The sequence below is a fragment of the Streptomyces sp. NPDC032940 genome (assembly GCF_040636935.1).
In the GTDB taxonomy this organism is placed as follows: domain Bacteria; phylum Actinomycetota; class Actinomycetes; order Streptomycetales; family Streptomycetaceae; genus Streptomyces.
The window spans coordinates 1-18,301 of the sequence record NZ_JBEZVJ010000027.1 but is presented as its reverse complement, the minus strand read 5'-3'; the positions used below and the strand labels follow the sequence as shown (position 1 = coordinate 18,301).

At 72.0% G+C, this 18,301-nt stretch carries 17 protein-coding genes; 8 read left to right on the top strand and 9 right to left on the bottom strand.

The window, feature by feature from the left end; all coding sequences use genetic code 11:
• Positions 1–76 precede the first annotated feature (76 nt).
• Both serB and AB0E77_RS26705 read right to left on the bottom strand, forming a co-directional pair.
• Positions 77–1,309 carry a phosphoserine phosphatase SerB gene (gene serB / locus AB0E77_RS26710; protein ID WP_361574970.1) on the bottom strand — a complete coding sequence of 411 codons (1,233 nt, stop codon included), beginning with the start codon at positions 1,307–1,309 and terminating at the stop codon, positions 77–79.
• A 116-nt stretch (positions 1,310–1,425) separates the two neighbouring features.
• Positions 1,426–3,252: a streptophobe family protein gene (locus AB0E77_RS26705; RefSeq protein WP_361574967.1), complete on the bottom strand. Its 1,827-nt coding sequence runs from the start codon at positions 3,250–3,252 to the stop codon at positions 1,426–1,428.
• Between the two features lie 238 nt (positions 3,253–3,490).
• Between AB0E77_RS26705 and AB0E77_RS26700 the strand changes: the two genes are divergently transcribed.
• The gene (locus AB0E77_RS26700; protein WP_361574964.1) at positions 3,491–6,094 is read left to right on the top strand and encodes an FHA domain-containing protein; all 2,604 of its coding nucleotides are present in this window, start codon (positions 3,491–3,493) and stop codon (positions 6,092–6,094) included.
• A 97-nt stretch (positions 6,095–6,191) separates the two neighbouring features.
• On the opposite strand, the gene AB0E77_RS26695 is transcribed toward AB0E77_RS26700, so the two are convergent.
• From AB0E77_RS26695 to AB0E77_RS26685, 3 genes are all read right to left on the bottom strand, one after another.
• Positions 6,192–6,941 carry a transglycosylase SLT domain-containing protein gene (locus AB0E77_RS26695; RefSeq protein ID WP_361574961.1) on the bottom strand — a complete coding sequence of 250 codons (750 nt, stop codon included), beginning with the start codon at positions 6,939–6,941 and terminating at the stop codon, positions 6,192–6,194.
• Between the two features lie 348 nt (positions 6,942–7,289).
• A complete protein-coding gene (locus AB0E77_RS26690) occupies positions 7,290–8,330 on the bottom strand; it encodes an S-adenosylmethionine:tRNA ribosyltransferase-isomerase (protein WP_361574958.1) in 1,041 nt (346 codons plus the stop codon).
• Entirely contained in the window at positions 8,327–9,025 is a 699-nt protein-coding gene (locus tag AB0E77_RS26685; protein WP_361574955.1) for an SDR family oxidoreductase, read from the bottom strand. Before AB0E77_RS26685 ends, AB0E77_RS26690 begins: the two co-directional genes overlap by 4 nt.
• Before the next feature lie 224 nt (positions 9,026–9,249).
• Between AB0E77_RS26685 and AB0E77_RS26680 the strand changes: the two genes are divergently transcribed.
• The 3 genes from AB0E77_RS26680 to AB0E77_RS26670 all read left to right on the top strand — a co-directional run bounded on the left by AB0E77_RS26680 (position 9,250) and on the right by AB0E77_RS26670 (position 11,462).
• The gene (locus tag AB0E77_RS26680; RefSeq protein ID WP_361574952.1) at positions 9,250–10,419 is read left to right on the top strand and encodes a GAF domain-containing sensor histidine kinase; all 1,170 of its coding nucleotides are present in this window, start codon (positions 9,250–9,252) and stop codon (positions 10,417–10,419) included.
• Positions 10,412–11,053, top strand: a complete 642-nt coding sequence (locus AB0E77_RS26675) for a response regulator transcription factor (RefSeq protein ID WP_361574949.1) — start codon at positions 10,412–10,414, stop codon at positions 11,051–11,053. The genes AB0E77_RS26680 and AB0E77_RS26675 overlap by 8 nt, the downstream gene beginning before the upstream one ends.
• A gap of 163 nt (positions 11,054–11,216) precedes the next feature.
• Complete coding sequence (locus AB0E77_RS26670; RefSeq protein WP_361574946.1) at positions 11,217–11,462, top strand: chaplin; 246 nt, start codon at positions 11,217–11,219, stop codon at positions 11,460–11,462.
• Between the two features lie 209 nt (positions 11,463–11,671).
• Here the strand turns inward: AB0E77_RS26670 and AB0E77_RS26665 are convergent, their stop codons facing one another.
• On the bottom strand, positions 11,672–12,451 hold the full coding sequence (locus AB0E77_RS26665; protein WP_361574943.1) for a hypothetical protein: 780 nt from the start codon (positions 12,449–12,451) through the stop codon (positions 11,672–11,674).
• Positions 12,452–12,605: 154 nt separating this feature from the next.
• On the opposite strand from AB0E77_RS26665, the gene AB0E77_RS26660 reads away from it, so the two are divergent.
• From AB0E77_RS26660 to AB0E77_RS26650, 3 genes are all read left to right on the top strand, one after another.
• A complete protein-coding gene (locus AB0E77_RS26660; RefSeq protein ID WP_361574940.1) occupies positions 12,606–13,403 on the top strand; it encodes an ABC transporter ATP-binding protein in 798 nt (265 codons plus the stop codon).
• Between the two features lie 52 nt (positions 13,404–13,455).
• Positions 13,456–13,887, top strand: coding sequence for an NfeD family protein (locus AB0E77_RS26655; RefSeq protein ID WP_361574937.1), 432 nt, complete (start codon positions 13,456–13,458; stop codon positions 13,885–13,887).
• A 111-nt stretch (positions 13,888–13,998) separates the two neighbouring features.
• The gene (locus AB0E77_RS26650; protein ID WP_361574934.1) at positions 13,999–14,958 is read left to right on the top strand and encodes an SPFH domain-containing protein; all 960 of its coding nucleotides are present in this window, start codon (positions 13,999–14,001) and stop codon (positions 14,956–14,958) included.
• 133 nt (positions 14,959–15,091) lie between these two features.
• Here the strand turns inward: AB0E77_RS26650 and AB0E77_RS26645 are convergent, their stop codons facing one another.
• From AB0E77_RS26645 to AB0E77_RS26635, 3 genes are all read right to left on the bottom strand, one after another.
• The gene (locus AB0E77_RS26645; protein ID WP_361574931.1) at positions 15,092–15,598 is read right to left on the bottom strand and encodes an HNH endonuclease; all 507 of its coding nucleotides are present in this window, start codon (positions 15,596–15,598) and stop codon (positions 15,092–15,094) included.
• A gap of 208 nt (positions 15,599–15,806) precedes the next feature.
• Positions 15,807–16,346, bottom strand: a complete 540-nt coding sequence (locus AB0E77_RS26640) for a YbhB/YbcL family Raf kinase inhibitor-like protein (RefSeq protein WP_361574928.1) — start codon at positions 16,344–16,346, stop codon at positions 15,807–15,809.
• Positions 16,347–16,395: 49 nt separating this feature from the next.
• The gene (locus AB0E77_RS26635; protein WP_361574925.1) at positions 16,396–17,178 is read right to left on the bottom strand and encodes a sporulation protein; all 783 of its coding nucleotides are present in this window, start codon (positions 17,176–17,178) and stop codon (positions 16,396–16,398) included.
• A 146-nt stretch (positions 17,179–17,324) separates the two neighbouring features.
• Between AB0E77_RS26635 and AB0E77_RS26630 the strand changes: the two genes are divergently transcribed.
• Positions 17,325–17,966 carry a DNA-3-methyladenine glycosylase gene (locus AB0E77_RS26630; RefSeq protein WP_361574922.1) on the top strand — a complete coding sequence of 214 codons (642 nt, stop codon included), beginning with the start codon at positions 17,325–17,327 and terminating at the stop codon, positions 17,964–17,966.
• Positions 17,967–18,301 lie beyond the last annotated feature (335 nt).

Genomic DNA, 18,301 nt, shown 5'->3' with positions numbered 1-18,301 from the left:
GCCCTCGTCGTACCTCGGCGGGCCGGGGCAGGTCGAGGCCGTCGGCGGGCCGGGGCGGGTCGAGGCCGTCGGCGGGTCAGGGCAGGTCGAGGCCGTCGGCGCGGTCCGCCTCCAGGGTGTCCGCCGCCTCGACCTCCTCGCGCGTGATGCCGAGCAGATACAGGACCGTGTCCAGGAACGGCACGTTCACCGCGGTGTGCGCCGCCTCGCGCACCACCGGCTTGGCGTTGAAGGCGACCCCGAGCCCGGCCGCGTTCAGCATGTCCAGGTCGTTGGCGCCGTCCCCGATCGCCACGGTCTGCGACAGCGGCACGCCCGCCTCGGCGGCGAACCGGCGCAGCAGCCGCGCCTTGCCCGCCCGGTCCACGATCTCCCCGGTGACCCGGCCGGTCAGCCGGCCGTCGACGATCTCCAGCGTGTTGGCCTGGGCGAAGTCCAGCCCCAGCCGCTCCCGCAGATCGTCGGTGACCTGGGTGAAGCCGCCGGAGACGACCCCCACCTGGTAGCCGAGCCGCTTCAGCGTGCGGATCAGGGTGCGGGCCCCGGGCGTCAGCCGCACCTCGGCCCGGACCTTGTCCACGACCGAGGCGTCCAGCCCCGCCAGCAGTGCCACGCGCGCGTGCAGCGACTGCTCGAAGTCCAGCTCCCCGCGCATCGCGGCCGCCGTCACCTCGGCGACCTTGTCCTCGCAGCCCGCGTGCGCCGCGAACAGCTCGATGACCTCGTCCTGGATCAGCGTGGAGTCCACGTCCATCACCACCAGGCGCTGCGCCCGCCGGTGCAGACCGGCCGAGACGACCGCGACGTCCACGCCGAGCGCCGCCGCCTCGGTCGCCAGGGCGGTGCGCAGCGGCCCGGTCTCCACGCCGGACACCGCGAACTCGACGGCCGTCACGGGGTACTTGGCGAGCCGGAAGATACGGTCGATGTTGCTTCCGGTCCCGGTGATCGTGGCCGCTATGGCAGCCGTCGCCTCCGCGGTGAGCGGGTGGCCGAGCACGGTCACCAGGGAGCGGCCCAGGCCGCGCGGCCGGTTGTCGCCGATGCCGGAGATGATCTCCGCCTGCATCTTCATCGACTCGGCCCAGCTGTGGACGGTCGCCCGCAGATCGCCCTCCAGCGCCCGGGGCGGCTCGGTCACGAGCGCGCACAGCACGATCCGGCCACGGGTGACGACCTGCTCGATGTCGACCACGTCGACGGAGAAGGCGGCGAGGGTGTCGAACAGGCCGGCCGTGATGCCCGGCCGGTCCTTGCCGAAGATCTTGACGAGAAGAGTGGGAACGTCAGAGGTCTGCGAAGCGCTCATGGTGTTCTTACCGTATCCGGCACGCGGTGCCTTCCGCCCGCGAGGTCCGCCTGACGGACACCGGGGCCGGCGCGGGGGCCGGGGGAACGTACCCGGCCCCCCCGGCGGCGGTGAGATCACTGACCGCCGCCCGGCCGCCGGGGTGGCGCCGGGGGAGGAGGAGGCGGCGGCGGGGGGCCTTCGCCCCACCGGGACGGCGGACGGTTCCCGGGCCGCTCACCGGGACGCGGGGGTCGTCCCGGCGCGCGCGGGTGCGGGTCCAGCGGGCCGACCACGGTTTCGGCGCCGTAGAGGTCGTCACCGTCGCCGGACGGCCGCCCACCCGCCGGAGCCGCGCCCGCACCCGGGGGCCGGGCGTCCTCGGGGCCTTGCTGCGCGCCCGGCCTACGCAGGTAGGGGTTGGTTTCCGGGTCCGGCGGCCGGTACGACGCGCCCCCGGGCCGGTACGGGGTCCCTCCCGGCCCGACCGCGGCGCCGCCCTCCTGCCCGTACGGCCCCGGTGCCCCGCACGACGACGCGGTGTCCCCCGTCTCCGGGCCTTCCGTCACCCTCCCCACGGCACCCCGTGCCATCGGCGTCGCCCGCCGCCCCGCCGCCCCGCTCGCCCGTGCCAGCAGCGCCCCCGCTGCCCCCGCGCCCGCGCCCCACGCGGCGCCGAGGAGCAGTGCCGCCCCGAGACGTCCCCGCAGGTCGATGCCGGCCCCGAACGCGTCGATGCCGAGCACCGACAGCGAGGCGTCCACGGACACCTCCGTCAGCAGGACCGCCGACGGCAGCACCAGTGCCGTCGCGATCCCGAGCCGCAGCGCACAGTGCCCGGCGAAACCGCGGGCGCGAGCCACCGGCGTCCGCGCCGCCGTCAGCACCCCCGCGAGCAGCATCAGCGTCGCCGCCGCCACGGCCAGCAGCCACACCCGCCCGTCCAGCTCCGCCAGGCGCCCCAGCGTGACGGGCTCGTCGGCGCCGGAGCCCAGCAACTCGTCCAGCGGGTCCGGCAGGAACCGGGTCAGCGGACCCGTGGCCCGCCCGTCCCACGGCACGAACAGCCCGAGCGGCACGCCGAGCCAGGCCCCGTTCGGGGCGCCCAGCAGCGCGGCCCCCGCGATCCGGCGGGGATGGTCGTCACCGATCGCCGCGTACGCCGCCGCCGCGTACCCGGCGGCCACCGCCGTCAGCGCCACCGTGACCAGGGCGGACACGGCCGGCCGCACCACCCGGTGCACGGCCCCGCACCCGCGCGGCAGGGGCGTGCGGCGCGAGGCCAGCAGCGCGATCAGCAGCACCCCGGCGCACCAGACCAGACCCCCCAGCAGCGTCGGCACCGCATCGACGCGGAAGCCGACCGCTGCCTCGGCGCCGACCACGTCGCCGACCCGGTCGGGCAGCAGCCCCCCGAGGTCCCCGAGACCACCGAGCCCCGGGATCTCCACGCCGCCGCCCCCGCCGCCGGGCAGGTCGTCGAGCCCGAGCGAGCCGCCGTCGATCGTCACGACGTCGTGCCCCGCCCAGGCCAGCCCGCCGAGCATCGCCACGAACAGGGCCGTCACCGCGCCCGCACGGGCGAGGAGTTCGGCGGGCGCGACCACAACCCCCGCCGCCCGCAAGGAGCGCAGGAAGAAGAAGGACAGCAGCACCGCACCGACCAGCCCCACCCCCAGTGGCGTGATCTCGATGGCCGTGTGCGCCTCGGCGCCTTTCAGCCCGAACGCGGACACATCACCGGACGGCGTGACCGACCCACCCGCACCGAGCGCCACGGCCGCCGCCGTCATCGGCCCCAGCGAGCCCGCCGCGTCCGCGTCCAGCAGCCGCAGACCGAGCGCCGCCGTCCCCGCCATCCCGATCAACGCCCAGCTCACGGAGGCGATCGCGGACAGCACCACGTCCGCCCACGGCACCCCGGCGCCGTATCCCGTGCCCCCGCCGCCCGTGGACGCGCTCATGGCAGACCCCCCGATCCGCGGCGCGGCGGGTTGCCGCGCATGTCCCGCTCGCGTGGATTACCACTCTCCGGGCAGGTTTCCACCCCGTCAACGGGGACGGCCGGTGGGCCTGTACGCGGTTTTCACAAGGCCCGACTTTCGGTCAGGGGGCCCGGCCTGGAATAGTTCCCCCCGATGTTCGACATCCCTAGACTCCCCGCGACGGGGGTATTTCGGGGGACGACTAGTGGGGCATGGAGTGCCGGAACTCGTACTGGAATCTAATGGACGGACCTGGACGCTCGATCCGTCCCGGTCTTACGCGCTCGGGCGCGATCCGCAGGGGGAGCTCGTCTTCGACGACGCCAGGGTTTCCTGGCGCCACGCCACGATCAGTTTCAACGGCCGCAGTTGGGTCGTGGACGATCACGGCAGCACCAACGGCACGTTCGTGCACGGACAGCGGGTCCAGCACATGGAGCTCGGCGCCGGCACGGTCGTGAACCTGGGCAACGCGACCGACGGGCCGCGCCTGAGCCTGACCGCCGGGCAGTCCGCCGCCGGCGCGCCGCAGGCCCAGCCGCTGCAGCAGCCGTACGCCGCGCAGGGCGCGAACGCGGGCTGGGCGCAGCAGGCCCCGGCGCAGGAGCCGCCGCAGCAGGCGCAGCACCAGCAGGCCCCGCAGCATCAGCAGTACGGGCAGCAGGGACAGCAGGCCGGCTGGCAGCAGCCGCAGCAGGCCGTACCGCAGCAGCCCGCACCGCAGCCGCAGCAGCCCGCGGCGCACTTCCCCCAGCAGCAGGGACCCGGCGGCGCGGCGGGGGCGCCGCCGGTCCACGGGGACCGCAGCCCGACCACGTTCCACCAGTTCTCGCTCGGCCGCGTCATGCGCATCGGACGTGCCCTGGAGAACGACCTGGTCGTCTCCGACCTCCAGGTCTCCCGCAACCACGCCGAGTTCCACGCGACGCCCGACGGCCGCATGGAGATCCGCGACCTCGGTTCGCACAACGGCACGTACGTCAACGGCCAGCCGATCACCAAGGGCGGCTCCCAGCTGCTCGGCCCGACCGACATCGTCGGCGTCGGCCACTCGACGTTCCGCATCGTCGGCGACCGGCTCGAGGAGTTCGTCGACACCGGCGAGGTGTCCTTCTCCGCCCGCCATCTGACCGTCACGGTCGACGGCGGCAAGCAGATCCTCAAGGACGTCTCCTTCGGCGTCCCCGAGAAGTCGCTGATCGCGGTGATCGGCCCGTCGGGCTCCGGCAAGTCGACCCTGCTCAAGGCGCTCACCGGTTACCGGCCGGCCGACCAGGGCGAGGTCCTCTACGACAACCGGAACCTGTACAAGCAGTTCGCCGAGCTGCGCCAGCGCATCGGTCTGGTCCCGCAGGACGACATCCTGCACAAGGAGCTGACCGTCAAGAAGGCCCTGAAGTACGCGGCCAAGCTGCGCTTCCCGGCCGACACCACCGGCGCGGAGCGCGACGCCCGCATCGACGAGGTGCTGCGCGAGCTCAAGCTCGACATCCACAAGGACAAGAAGGTCACCTCTCTCTCCGGCGGCCAGCGCAAGCGCGTCTCCGTCGCCCTGGAGCTGCTGACCAAGCCGTCGCTGATCTTCCTGGACGAGCCGACCTCGGGTCTCGACCCGGGCATGGACCGCGACGTCATGCAGCTGCTGCGCGGCCTCGCCGACGACGGCCGCACCGTCCTCGTCGTCACCCACTCGGTGGCCGAGCTGGCGATCTGCGACAAGCTGCTGGTGATGGCGCCGGGCGGCTCGGTCGCCTACTTCGGCCCGCCCGAGGAGGCGCTGAACTTCTTCGGCTACGACACCTGGGCCGACGTCTTCTCCGCCTTCGAGAACTACCGCGACTACGACTGGGCGGGCCGCTGGAAGGGCTCGCAGCACTACCAGATGTACGCCGCGGACCTCGACGCCGTCGCACCGCAGGCCGTACAGGTCCCGCCGATGCAGGCCATGCGGCCGCCGAAGCCGCAGGGCTGGATGTCGCAGTTCGCCACGCTGGTGCGCCGCTACGTGTCGGTGATCGCCTCCGACAAGGGCTTCCTCGCCCTGATGGTGATCCTGCCGGCGGTGCTCGGCGCGGTGAGCCTGCTCATCGACGCGGACAAGGGCCTGCTGCCCAACCCGGCCAACCCGAAGACCGGCCGGATCATCCCGAACGGCACCGCCACCACGGTCCTGCTGATCCTCGCGGTCGGCGCCTGCTTCGCCGGCGCCGCGAACTCCGTCCGTGAGCTGATCAAGGAACGGGTGATCTACGAGCGGGAGCGCGCGACCGGCCTGTCCCGGTCCGCGTACCTGATGTCGAAGGTGTTCGTGCTCGGCATGATCACCGTCTTCCAGGGCCTGCTGGTCGGTGTGATCGGCTTCGCCAGCCGCGAGATCCCGAAGGAGGGCCTGATCCTCGGCGGTGCCACGATGGTCGAGCTCTCCCTGCCGATCATGGCGCTGGGCTTCACCTCGATGATGTTCGGCCTGATCATCTCCTCGCTGGTGAAGACCGCGGAGAAGACCATGCCGCTGCTGGTCATGTTCGCGATCATCCAGGTCGTCTTCACCGGCTGCCTCTTCGCGCTGAACGGCGCGGTCGGCGTCAACCAGTTCTCCTACCTGATGCCGTCCCGCTGGGCGGTCGCCGCCGCGGGCGCCACGCTGGACTTCAACAAGATCAGCCCGCCCGAGGAGGGCGCCGGGACGGACCCGCTGTGGGAGCACTCCGTCGGGGCCTGGGGCATGGACATGGCCGCGCTGATCGCCCTCGGCGTGATCTGCGGCTTCTTCGTGGCCCGCTTCCTGCGCCGCCACGAGCCCGAGGTCATGCGCAAGTAACCGCGGACCCGTACGCCCCGAAGGGCGGCACCCCGTCAGGAGGGTGCCGCCCTTCGGCGTTCGGCGGAGCGTCGGCGTGAAGAGGTCCGCGCCGACCTCAGTACGCGCTGTTGACGTTGTCCATGGAGCCGTACTTGTCCGCGGCGTAGTTGCAGGCCGCGGCGATGTTGGCGACCGGGTCGTAGATGTCCCAGGACGTACCCGGCACGTGGTACGCCTTGAAGGTCGGCGGGATGACCTGGAGCAGGCCCTTCGACGGGATGCCGTTGATGGCGTTGATGTCCCAGTCGTTGATGGCCTTCGGGTTGCCGGAGGACTCGCGGATGATGTTGCGGTGGATACCGCTGTAGGTACCCGGGATGTCGTGCTTGGCCATGATGGCCCGGGCCTCACGGATCCAGCCGTCGAGGTTGTTCGGGTAGCTCTTCTTGACCTCGGTGCGCTTGGCGGACCGGCTCGCGGTCTCCTTCGCCACGCGCTTGGCGGCGGCCTTCTTGGCGGCGGCGGCCTTCTCGGCGGCCGCCTTCTTCTGCGCGGCGGCCTGCTTCGCGGCCGCCTCCTTCTGCGCCTCGATCGCGGCGACCTTCTGGCTCGCACCGGCGAGCTGGTCGGCGACGCCGGCGTGCACGTCCTTGATCTGCTGCTGGCTGCTGTACGCCACCTTGGCCGCCGGAGCGGCCTCGCTCGTGGTCGTCGTCTGCGACGCGCCGGCCGGGAAGGCGGCGAGGGCGACGGCGGTGACGCCGAGCGTGCCGACACCGGCGAACGCGACCTTCTGGGCGCGGTTCAGCTTCTGGGCGCGGTCCAGGGAACGGCGATAACCACGGGTGAGGATGTTCTTGGGCATGGCGGGATAGACCTCTTCGATAGCGCGGAGGTCGCTCTCGTCCGGTGGGGACAGGGGTGCTTCTGGCACAAGCGCCTCGGGGGAACCCACGGCGCTGAGCGACGAGAGCAATTCTTAGCTCCCGCAAAATCCGGAGGCAAAGGTGTGACGTACGAAGCCGGGTAGTGGATCAGGGTCCGGCAAACCGGGACAGTAGGGACTGTCTGCCCCGGTCAAAACGGACGAGTCGTTCTCCTACTCCGGTTCGTACGTGACGTGCACCCTATGCGGGGGCTCACATGGGGGGCGCGGTCATCTCACTGCGAGTTGCTGTCGCAATGCGTTGTGTGAGGGGTTTTCGGGGCCCTCCTACGGCAGGAGGAGATGGACGTCCCCGAACTCGTGCCACAGGTAGCGCCCGCGCACCGCCTCCTCGTACCCACGGCCGATCGCCGCACGTCCCGCCACCGCCTCCAGCATCAGCAGATGCGACGCCTCCGGCTCGTGCAGCCCCGTCAGCAGCCCGTCCACCACCCGCACCCCGCGCTCCGGGGTGACGACCAGACCCGTCCACCCCTCCCGCGCCCGTACGACCCCGTCGGCGCCGGCCGCCGACTCCACCGCCCGCACGGCCGTCGTCCCCACGGCCACGACCCGCCGCCCCGCCGCCCGGGCGGCGTTGATCAGCCGCGCCGACGCCTCCGGCACCCGGAAGCGCTCCGGATACGGCGGCTCGTGCGCCTCCGCCGACGCCACCCCCGTGTGCAGCGTCACCGGCGCGAACTGCACCCCCCGGCTCACCAGCTCCGCCACCAGCCGCGCCGTGAAGGGACGCGCCGCGCTCGGCATCTCCGCACTGCCCGCCCCGTCGGCGGACGGCAGCGCGAACACCGTCTGGTACACCGACAACGGCTGATCCCGCTCCGTATAGGGGTAGCGAATGGGCCGCCCGTGCTCCCGCAGCAGCGCCGGCACCTCCGCCCCGGCCACCCGCGCCCACCACAGCCGCTCCCCGCGCGCGCTCAGCGGCTCCTCCGGCACCAGCCGCCCACCGCCCGGGAGCCACACCTCCTCACCCCTCACTCCCGCACGCGCGCGCGTGGTGCCCCGCCCGTCGGGCTGCCGCAGCTCCACCGCCCACCGGCCGTCGTCCCCGCGCGTGGAGAAGTGCACCACCACGCGCGCGTGCCCCGTGATCCCGTCGACGGCCGCGGCCAGCGTGGCCGACGTGTTCACGATCAGCAGGTCCCCTGCCCGCAGCAGCCGCGGCAGCCGTGCGAACGAGTGGTGCGACACCTCCGTGCCCCGCGACACCAGCAGCCGCACGTCGCTGCGGTCCCGCCCCGGACCCCGCTGCTCGGTCGGCAGCCGGGCCGACAGCTCCCCGGGCACGGACAGAGCCAGCGTCACCGCCGTCCCTCCAGCAGCGCGGGAGCCGCGTAGCGGCCGCTCGCCGGCCGCTCGTCCAGCAGCCGCAGCAGTGCCGGGACGACCTCCCCCGGATCGGGCCGCGGACCGTCGTCGTCCGGCACGGCCGCCGCGTACAGGTCCGTCGCCATGTCCCCGGGATCGACCGCCCACACCCGCAGCCCCGGCTCCTCGACGGCCAGCACCGCCGCCAGCTGGTCCAGGGCCGCCTTGGACGCCCCGTACCCGCCCCACGTCCCGTACGCCTCCGCGGCGGCGTCCGAGCTGACCGTGATCACCGCGCCGGCCCCGGCCGCCCGCAGCAGCGGCAGCGCCTCCTGGACCAGACCCAGCGCGGCCACCGTGTTCACCTCCAGCGCCCGGCGCAGCCCCTCCAGCGGCAGCTCCTCCAGCCGCACCAGCGGCTCCGCACCCAGCGCACTCGCGTTGCTGACCAGCAGATCCACCCCGCCCAGCCGCCACGCCGCCTCCACCAGCCCCGCCCGGTGCCCGGCGTCCGTGACGTCCCCGGGCAGCGCCGTGACCCGCGTGCCGTACGACGCCAGCGCCGCCGCCGCCCCCTCCAGCACCTCCGGTGTCCTGGCGTCGAGCACCAGATCCCAGCCCCGCTCCGCCAGCGCCCCGGCGAACGCCCGGCCCAGCCCCTTCGACGCCCCTGTGATGATCGCTACCGGCATGATCCGTCTCCTCGTCCTCGGCGCCTGCTGATCGGCGTGGCCTCAACCTAGGAACCGCCCCGCCCCGACCGCCTCGGGCACGGGCCGCAACCGTCCGGGGCCCTTCGCCCTAGGCCCGGGGACCGGGACCCGGGCCTACACCTCACGCCCTAGGTCCAGCGCCCCAGACCGCGGCCGTCACCGGTCCGATCCGCACGGTCGGCACCCGCCGGTACCGTGAGGACATGAGTCACGGCCCCCGGTCCGGCCTCGCCGCGGTGAGTTCCGCGCTGCTGGCCATGAGCAGGCATCTCGAGGTGCGCGACGTCCTCAAGACGATCGTCGCCTCGGCCCGCGAGCTGCTCGACGCCGAGTACGCGGCCCTCGGCGTGCCCGACGACCACGGCGGCTTCGCCCAGTTCGTGGTCGACGGCGTCAGCGACGAGCAGTGGAAGGCCATCGGCCCCCTGCCGCGTCAGCACGGCATCCTCGCCGCGATGCTGCACGAGGCCCGCCCCGAGCGCCTCGCCGACGTCCGCAAGGACCCCCGCTTCGAGGGCTGGCCCTCCGCCCACCCCGACCTGGCCGACTTCCTGGGGCTGCCGATCCGCGACGGCGACGAGGTCATCGGCGCGCTCTTCCTGGCCAACAAGCTGCACCCCGAGGGGGGCCACCCCCCGTGTGAGCAGCCCCAGAGCGGCTGCGGCTTCACCGAGGAGGACGAGGAGCTGCTCGGCATCCTCGCCCAGCACGCCGCGATCGCCCTCACCAACGCCCGCCTGTACGAGCGCAGCCGCGAGCTGACCATCGCCGAGGAGCGCTCCCGCCTCGCCCACGAGCTGCACGACGCCGTCAGCCAGAAACTGTTCTCCCTGCGTCTGACCGCCCAGGCCGCCGCCACCCTGGTCGACCGGGACCCGGCCCGCGCCAAGGGCGAACTGCACCAGGTCGCCACCCTCGCCGCCGAGGCCGCCGACGAGCTGCGCGCCGCCGTGGTCGAGCTGCGCCCCGCGGCCCTGGACGAGGACGGCCTCGTCGCCACCCTCCGCACCCAGATCCAGGTCCTCGACCGCGCCCACACAGCGCGCGTGACCTTTACCGGCCGCGGGGTGAAGGCCCTGCCCGCCGCCCAGGAGGAGGCCGTGCTGCGCGTCGCCCAGGAGGCGCTGCACAACGCGCTGCGCCACTCCGGAGCGGAACACGTGGACGTCACGCTGGCCCGGCGCGGTTCCGGCGCCGTGCTGCGGGTCACCGACGACGGCAGCGGCTTCGACCCGCGCACCGTGCGCCGCGCGGGACGCCATCTGGGCCTGGTCTCGATGCGGGACCGGGCGAACGGCGCCGGCGGCAGGCTCACCGTCGAGTCGGCGCCCGGCAAGGGCACGACGATCGAGATGGAGGTTCCCGGTGGCTGACGCGATCAAGGTGCTGCTCGTCGACGACCACCAGGTGGTCCGCCGGGGGCTGCGCACCTTCCTGGAGGTGCAGGACGACATCGAGGTGGTCGGCGAGGCCGCCGACGGCGCCGAGGGCGTCGAACGCGCCGGGGAACTGAAACCCGACGTGATCCTCATGGACGTCAAGATGCCGGGCATGGACGGCGTCGACGCCCTGCGCAGACTCCGCGAGCTGGACAACCCCGCGCGCGTGCTGATCGTGACCAGCTTCACCGAGCAGCGCACGGTCGTCCCGGCCCTGCGGGCGGGCGCGGCGGGCTATGTGTACAAGGACGTCGATCCCGACGCGCTGGCCGGCGCCATCCGCTCGGTGCACGCCGGGCACATCCTGCTCCAGCCCGAGATCGCGGGCGCCCTGCTCTCCCAGGAGGAGAGCGGCTCCGGCCAGGGCAGAGGGGGATCGCTCACGGAGCGGGAACGCGAGGTGCTGGGTCTGATAGCGGACGGCCGGTCCAACCGGGAGATCGCCCGGGCGCTGGTCCTCTCCGAGAAGACCGTGAAGACGCACGTCTCGAACATCCTGATGAAACTCGACCTCGCGGACCGCACCCAGGCCGCGCTGTGGGCCGTGCGTCACGGTGTGACCGGCTGAGCGCAGGACCGGTACACCGGGGCCCGCGGAGGGGTCCACTCCGGTCAGAGATTCATACCGTCGTGGGAATGTCACCCACATGGCGCATCCTTCCCCGCGCCCGGCCGTTCTCCAGTGCGTGCCGCGGCGAGTGCCGTGGCAGTCACTAGGGAGGGTTTGGCAAGTGAAGAACCTGAAGAGGGCAGCGGCCGTGACGATGGTGGCCGGCGGGCTGATCGCCGCCGGCGCGGGCATGGCCTCCGCCACCGAGGGCTCCCACGCCCACGGCGAGGCCGTCGGCTCCCCGGGCATCATCTCGGGCAACGTCATCCAGGCCCCGGTCCACATCCCGGTGAACGCCGTCGGCAACACCGTCAACGTGGTCGGCCTCCTCAACCCGGCCTTCGGCAACCTCGGCCTCAACCACTGACCCCCGCGGCCTCCCGGCCCCACCCGGGAGGCCGACCCACCTGCGGGCAGCCGTGCTCAGCCTGCGGGCATTCGTGCCGCTGGGGCGGCACGGGTGGGCGCAGGCGGCACCCAGCAGCGCCGGGTCGCGCACCCACCCGCCCCCGAGCCGCACCGGCCGCACCCTGTCGGCGCCGCGCACCCCCACCGGGCCTCAACCCCCGGGCAACCTCACCGCTCCCGCTCCTCCACAACGGAGTTGTACGCCGCGACCAACGCCCGCCGAGCCGTCCGCTCCACCGGCCGCAACGCATCCCCCCGCGCCGCCATCTCCGACGCGCTCACCGCACCCCCGTGCCCGTTCTCCACCGCCAGCGTCACCAACGCCCCCACCCGCTGCGCCAGCTCCAGCACCCGCACCGCCCGCGGCGGATACCCCGGCGCCAGCACCTCCCGCCCACGCTCCGCCCGCGCCCGGTACGCAGCCACCGCCGCCTCCGCCACCGGCCCCGAGCCGGCGACGTCCAGCCGTGTCAACACCTCCGTAGCGTCCCGCAGCGCCTCCGCCAGCTCCCGCTCCGCCTCCCCGAGCGACGGCACGTCCGCCGGCGGAGCCTCCCGCACCGGCAGACAGTGCCAGACCACCTCGACGTGCACGTCACCCGAGGGCCCGGCCTCGTACACCTCCGGCACGAGCCCCAACGCGGCCCCGTGACAGACCACCGCCTCCTCGGCCTCCAGCGCCCGCGTGTTGAACTCCGGCGGCCCGCTCAGCCCCAAGGGATGCCCCGGCGCGGGCAGCGCCACCCGCAGCCCGGTCGCCCCGAGGGCACGCAACCGCCCGAGGGCCAGCGTGAGACCGACGGGCCCCGTCTCGCCCGGCAACCCCTCCACCCGGTGCACCGCGTCCTCACCGACGATCGCGACCGCGGCGTCATCCGGCGAGACAATTCCGGCGATAAGGGCATTTCCCCAGGCGGCAAGGCGCCCTGCGCGTGGTTCCGAGAGCATGCCCCCCACCCTAAGGACCGGACCGATGGAACAGCGAAGCCGACCGGTGGCGTAGATTTCCTGGAGGGGCCTGCGCCCACCGGCGCGGCGGCCCGAGCCACAGGCGTACGCGACAGCCGAGACCGGCCACACTGCAAGGGGAGACACTGCGCTCATGAGCGATGTTCTGGAGCTTCAGGACGTATCCGTGGTCCGCGAGGGCCGGGCTCTGGTGGACCAGGTCTCCTGGTCGGTCAAGGAGGGCGAGCGCTGGGTCATCCTCGGCCCCAACGGAGCCGGCAAGACCACCCTCCTCAACGTCGCGTCCAGCTACCTCTACCCGAGCAACGGCACCGCCACCATCCTCGGCGAGACCCTCGGCAAGCCCGGCACCGACGTCTTCGAGCTGCGCCCGCGCATCGGCATGGCCGGCATCGCCATGGCCGACAAGCTGCCCAAGCGCCAGACCGTCCTCCAGACCGTGCTCACCGCCGCCTACGGCATGACCGCCGGCTGGCAGGAGGAGTACGAGGACATCGACGAGCAGCGCGCCCGCGCCTTCCTCGACCGCCTCGGCATGACCGAGTTCCTGGACCGCCGCTTCGGCACCCTCTCCGAAGGTGAGCGCAAGCGCACGCTGATCGCCCGCGCCCTGATGACCGACCCCGAGCTGCTGCTCCTGGACGAGCCCGCCGCCGGCCTCGACCTCGGCGGCCGCGAGGACCTCGTCCGCCGCCTCGGCCGCCTCGCCCGCGACCCCATCGCCCCCTCGATGATCATGGTCACCCACCATGTCGAGGAGATCGCCCCCGGCTTCACCCACGTCCTGATGATCCGTCAGGGCAAGGTCCTGGCCGCGGGCCCCCTCGAGCTCGAACTCACCTCCCGCAACCTGTCCCTCTGCTTCGGCCTCCCGCTCGTCGTCGAGCAGGTCGGCGACCGCTGGACCGCCCAGGGCCTGCCCCTGTCCTGACCGCCCCCCTGCACCCTGTCCCGGGCACGTGTCACGGACCTACCATGACCGTGTGAACGACATCGACGCATGGGTGTGGTGGCTCGTCGCCGCGGCAGCGCTCGGCATTCCGCTCGTCGTGACCGCGATGCCGGAGTTCGGAATGCTCGCCGTCGGCGCGGTCGCGGCCGCCGTCGCCTCGGGCGTCGGCGCCGACCTCGTCGTCCAGGTACTCGTCTTCGTCATCGTCTCGGTCGCCCTCATCGCCGTCGTGCGGCCCGTCGCCGCCCGGCACCGCGCCCAGCGACCCCAACTCGCCACCGGCGTCGACGCCCTGAAAGGCAGACAGGCCGTCGTGCTGGAGCGGGTCGACGGCAACGGCGGACGGATCAAACTCGCCGGCGAGGTCTGGTCGGCACGCGCGCTCGACACCGGCCGGTCCTACGAGGCGGGCCAGGAAGTGGACGTCGTGGACATCGACGGAGCCACGGCGATCATCATGTGAGCGGCCCGAACCGGCCCGACGCAAGTGGCCCGAACGTGCCCCGGGGCATGCGACGGTCTGTCAGACTCGACCAGCAAGATCTTCAGGCGGAGAAGGGTACGCGGAGCCACGATGCAACCGGTCATCATCGTTCTGATCATCCTGGTGGTGTTGGTCTTCATCGCCCTGATCAAGACCATCCAGGTCATCCCACAGGCGAGTGCGGCCATCGTCGAGCGCTTCGGCCGCTACACGCGGACGCTGAACGCGGGACTGAACATCGTCGTCCCCTTCATCGACACCATCCGCAACCGCATCGACCTGCGTGAACAGGTCGTCCCCTTCCCGCCGCAGCCGGTCATCACCCAGGACAACCTGGTCGTCAACATCGACACCGTCATCTACTACCAGGTGACCGACGCCCGCGCCGCCACGTACGAGGTCGCCAGCTACATCCAGGCGATCGAGCAGCTCACCGTCACCACCCTGCGCAACATCATCGGCGGCATGGACCTCGAGCGGACCCTGACCTCCCGCGAGGAGATCAACGCGGCCCTGCGCGGCGTCCTCGACGAGGCCACCGGCAAGTGGGGCATCCGCGTCAACCGCGTGGAGCTCAAGGCCATCGAACCGCCCACCTCCATCCAGGACTCGATGGAGAAGCAGATGCGCGCCGACCGCGACAAGCGCGCCGCGATCCTCCAGGCCGAGGGTGTCCGGCAGTCCGAGATCCTGCGCGCCGAGGGCGAGAAGCAGTCCCAGATCCTGCGCGCCGAAGGTGAGGCCAAGGCCGCCGCCCTGCGCGCGGAGGGCGAGGCCCAGGCCGTCCGCACCGTCTTCGAGGCGATCCACGCCGGAGACCCTGACCAGAAGCTGCTCTCCTACCAGTACCTCCAGATGCTCCCGAAGATCGCCGAGGGTGACGCCAATAAGCTCTGGATCGTCCCCAGCGAGATCGGCGACGCCCTCAAGGGCCTGTCCGGCGCCATGGGCAACTTCGGCGGCCTGGGCGGCGGTTCAGGCAGCGGCGGCTCCTCCACAAGCACCTCGGTCCCGTCCCAGGAACGCCGCGAGAAGCCCAGCATCGACTGACGGACTGCCCTGAAACGACGTTCCCCGCGCCCACCTCAGGGGCGCGGGGCTGTGTCGATATGCGGCTCCGCCGCGTGGGCGCGACCAGCCACACACAACCGTGAGCCGAAGACCGTCCGAACCCGGCAGACGCCTACGCCGCGCTCAACGCCAGCCACTCCGGCAGCGCCGAAGCGTCGTCCCGGGCCAGCGCCAGCAACATCGCATCGGCAGGCGTAGGCTCGAACGGCTGCCGCAGCAACGGCATCCCCGCCTGCTCCGGAGTCCGGTTCGCCTTGCGGTGATTGTCCTCCGCACACGACGCCACCGTGTTCAGCCACGTGTCCTGGCCCCCGTGCGACCTCGGCACCACGTGGTCGACGGTCGTCGCCCGCCGGCCGCAGTACGCGCACCGGTGCCGGTCCCGGACCAGCACACCCCGCCGCGACCACGGGGCACGTCTTCGGAAGGGCACCCGCACGTACTGGCAGAGCCTGATCACCCGCGGCGCCGGTATGTCGAGCGCGGCTCCGCGCATCCGCAGCGAGGGGTGGGCCTGTTCCACGACGGCCTTGTCCTGGAGCACCAGAACGACGGCTCGATTCAACGTCACCGTCGACAGCGGCTCGAAGCTCGCATTGAGTACCAGCGTGTCCCGCATACCAGCCCACCTCCCGTGTGCACCGGCCCACCCCCTGGCGGGCTGGGATCAACTCTGGCCGGGCACGCCGGGATGGACAACGCAATATCCGCCGCCCACCACGAGGGCCCTCCCCGCATCCCCTCCGAGGCCCCCGGCAACAAAAATGCCCGCCCCTGATCACTTCCAAGACCAGAGGCGGGCAAACGTTCCATGAACGCTCGGTTGCTCAGCTGCCGGCGGGCACCTCGTACTCACCGACGAGCTGGGCGCGCGCGACGGTGTGGAAGCGCAGGTTGAAACCCACGACCGCGGGCGTCGCCTCGGCGTCCGGGCCGAGCTTCTCCTCGTCCACGGCGTACACCGTGAAGACATAACGGTGCGGGCCGTCCCCGGGCGGCGGCGCGGCACCGCCGAAGTCCTTGCTGCCGTAGTCGTTGCGCGCCTGCACGGCGCCCTTGGGCAGCCCCTCGAACGTGCCGCTGCCCGCACCCGCCGGCAGCTCGGTCACCGAGGCCGGGATGTCGAACACCACCCAGTGCCAGAACCCGCTGCCCGTCGGCGCGTCCGGGTCGTAGCACGTCACGGCGAAGCTCTTGGTCTCGGCGGGGAAGCCCTCCCACCGCAGGTGCGGAGAGGTGTTGCCGGCCGCCTGGACCTGAGCGTCCTTGAGCGTCGCCCCCTCCTGGACGTCGTCACTCGTGACCGTGAACGACGGCACGGGCGGGTGGAAGTCATGGGGGAGCGGACGCCGCTTGAGCTCGGTCACCTCGGTACCTCCTGATCGTTTGGTGCTGAGACGACCGAGCCTAGAACCACTAGAACCAGTTCCGCTTGCTGCCGACCTCGGACAGCCACTGGTTGAGGTACGCCGCCCAGTCGGTCCCCTGGTAGTCGTTCAGCCCCACCTTGAACGACCGGAAGGTGTCGCTGCCCTCGCTGAACAGGCCCGGCTTCTTGTCCATCTCCAGCACGACGTCCATCGCCTGCGCGTCGGCCACGAAGCTCAGCTCGACCTGGTTCAGCCCCCGGTACTGCTGCGGCGGGAAGAACTCGATCTCCTGGTAGAACGGCAGCTTCTGCCGCGTACCCCTAATGTGGCCGCGCTCCATGTCGGCGCTCTTGAAGCGGAAGCCCAGCTGGATGAACGCGTCCAGGATCGCCTTCTGCGCCGGCAGCGGGTGCACGTTGATCGCGTCCAGGTCACCGGAGTCCACGGCGCGGGCGATCTCCAGCTCGGTCGTGACGCCGATGTTCATCCCGCGCAGCGCCTGTCCGTCGATCATCGTGACCGGCGTCTCCCACGGGATCTCCAGCCCGAACGGCACCGCGTGCACCGCGTTCGCCTTCAGCTCGAAGGCGCCGCCGAGCCGCACCTTCGTGAACTCGATGTCCTGCTTGTACTCCTGGTCGCCGCTCTCCACCTCGACCTTGGCCTGCAGGCCGACCGACAGACCCTCGATCTGCTGGTCCACGGAACCGCCCTGGATCCGCACCTCACCCTGGACGACACCTCCCGGAACGACGTTGACCTCGTGCAGCACGGTCTCCACCGAAGCTCCGCCGGCTCCCAGGCTCGCGAGCAGCTTCTTGAACGCCATGTCTCTCCCTCTCCAGGCTGTGTGTGAACCCTTGATCCCTAGAAACGCGATCCGGCCGCGACCGGTTCCGCGCCCCTCACCCTGACAAGGCGGGCGCCCGCTGACCACCCCCGCGAACCGACCCACCTGCGTTACGCTCGGACGGCATGATCGCGACCCCCGACCGTACGCCCCTGCCCCGGGAATTCTTCGACCGCCCCATCCTCGAGGTGGCCCCAGACCTCCTGGGCCGCATCCTGCTGCGGAACACCCCGGACGGTCCGATCGCGCTCCGCCTGACAGAGGTCGAGGCCTACGACGGCCAGAACGACCCCGGTTCGCACGCCTACCGAGGCCGCACCCCCCGCAACGACGTGATGTTCGGTCCCCCCGGACATGTGTACGTCTACTTCACGTACGGCATGTGGTTCTGCATGAACCTGGTCTGCGGCCCCGAAGGCAGGGCGAGCGCCGTCCTCCTCCGCGCCGGCGAGATCATCGAGGGCGCCGAGCTGGCCCGAACCCGCCGCCTCTCGGCCCGTAACGACAAGGAACTGGCCAAAGGACCCGCCCGCCTGGCCACCGCCCTCGGCGTGGACCGCGCCCTGAACGGCACGGACGCCTGCACCACCGAGGACACGCCGCTGCGCATCCTGACCGGCACCGCCGTCCCGCGCGCCCAGGTACGCAACGGCCCGCGCACCGGAGTGGCCGGCGAGGGCGGCGTCCACCCCTGGCGCTACTGGGTCGCGGACGACCCGACGGTCAGCCCTTACCGGGCCCACGTGCCCCGGCGCCGCCGAAGTTGACTCGCCCCTGCGAGGCGCGTAATGTAGCCCGAGCCGCTGAACCGGGTACGGCAATCGCCTGCAGCCGGAGCGGCCAACCCACTACAACAACTCCTCTCGCGAGGCGGATTCTGGCGTGCCCGCATGCCCGAATTCGAACTCACCGGCTCGATTATGAGACGGCAGGGAAATGGGCTAACGTAGTGAATGTCGAAAGGTCGACGGGCGAAAGCCCAAAAGCCTCGACAAATCCCGCCGACTGGGAATCAGAGCCCGAAAGGATCTGATAGAGTCGGAACCGCCGGAAAGGGAAACGCGGAAGCGGGAACCTGGAAAGCACCGAGGAAATCGGATCG

Coding starts and splice junctions, on each gene's coding strand:
- AB0E77_RS26650 (WP_361574934.1), top strand. CDS start 13,999: ATGCAACCGGTCATCATCGTTCTGATCATCCTGGTGGTGTTGGTCTTC.
- AB0E77_RS26635 (WP_361574925.1), bottom strand. CDS start 17,178: ATGGCGTTCAAGAAGCTGCTCGCGAGCCTGGGAGCCGGCGGAGCTTCG.
- AB0E77_RS26685 (WP_361574955.1), bottom strand. CDS start 9,025: ATGCCGGTAGCGATCATCACAGGGGCGTCGAAGGGGCTGGGCCGGGCG.
- AB0E77_RS26645 (WP_361574931.1), bottom strand. CDS start 15,598: ATGCGGGACACGCTGGTACTCAATGCGAGCTTCGAGCCGCTGTCGACG.
- AB0E77_RS26695 (WP_361574961.1), bottom strand. CDS start 6,941: ATGCCCAAGAACATCCTCACCCGTGGTTATCGCCGTTCCCTGGACCGC.
- AB0E77_RS26630 (WP_361574922.1), top strand. CDS start 17,325: ATGATCGCGACCCCCGACCGTACGCCCCTGCCCCGGGAATTCTTCGAC.
- AB0E77_RS26705 (WP_361574967.1), bottom strand. CDS start 3,252: ATGAGCGCGTCCACGGGCGGCGGGGGCACGGGATACGGCGCCGGGGTG.
- AB0E77_RS26680 (WP_361574952.1), top strand. CDS start 9,250: ATGAGTCACGGCCCCCGGTCCGGCCTCGCCGCGGTGAGTTCCGCGCTG.
- serB (WP_361574970.1), bottom strand. CDS start 1,309: ATGAGCGCTTCGCAGACCTCTGACGTTCCCACTCTTCTCGTCAAGATC.
- AB0E77_RS26665 (WP_361574943.1), bottom strand. CDS start 12,451: ATGCTCTCGGAACCACGCGCAGGGCGCCTTGCCGCCTGGGGAAATGCC.
- AB0E77_RS26660 (WP_361574940.1), top strand. CDS start 12,606: ATGAGCGATGTTCTGGAGCTTCAGGACGTATCCGTGGTCCGCGAGGGC.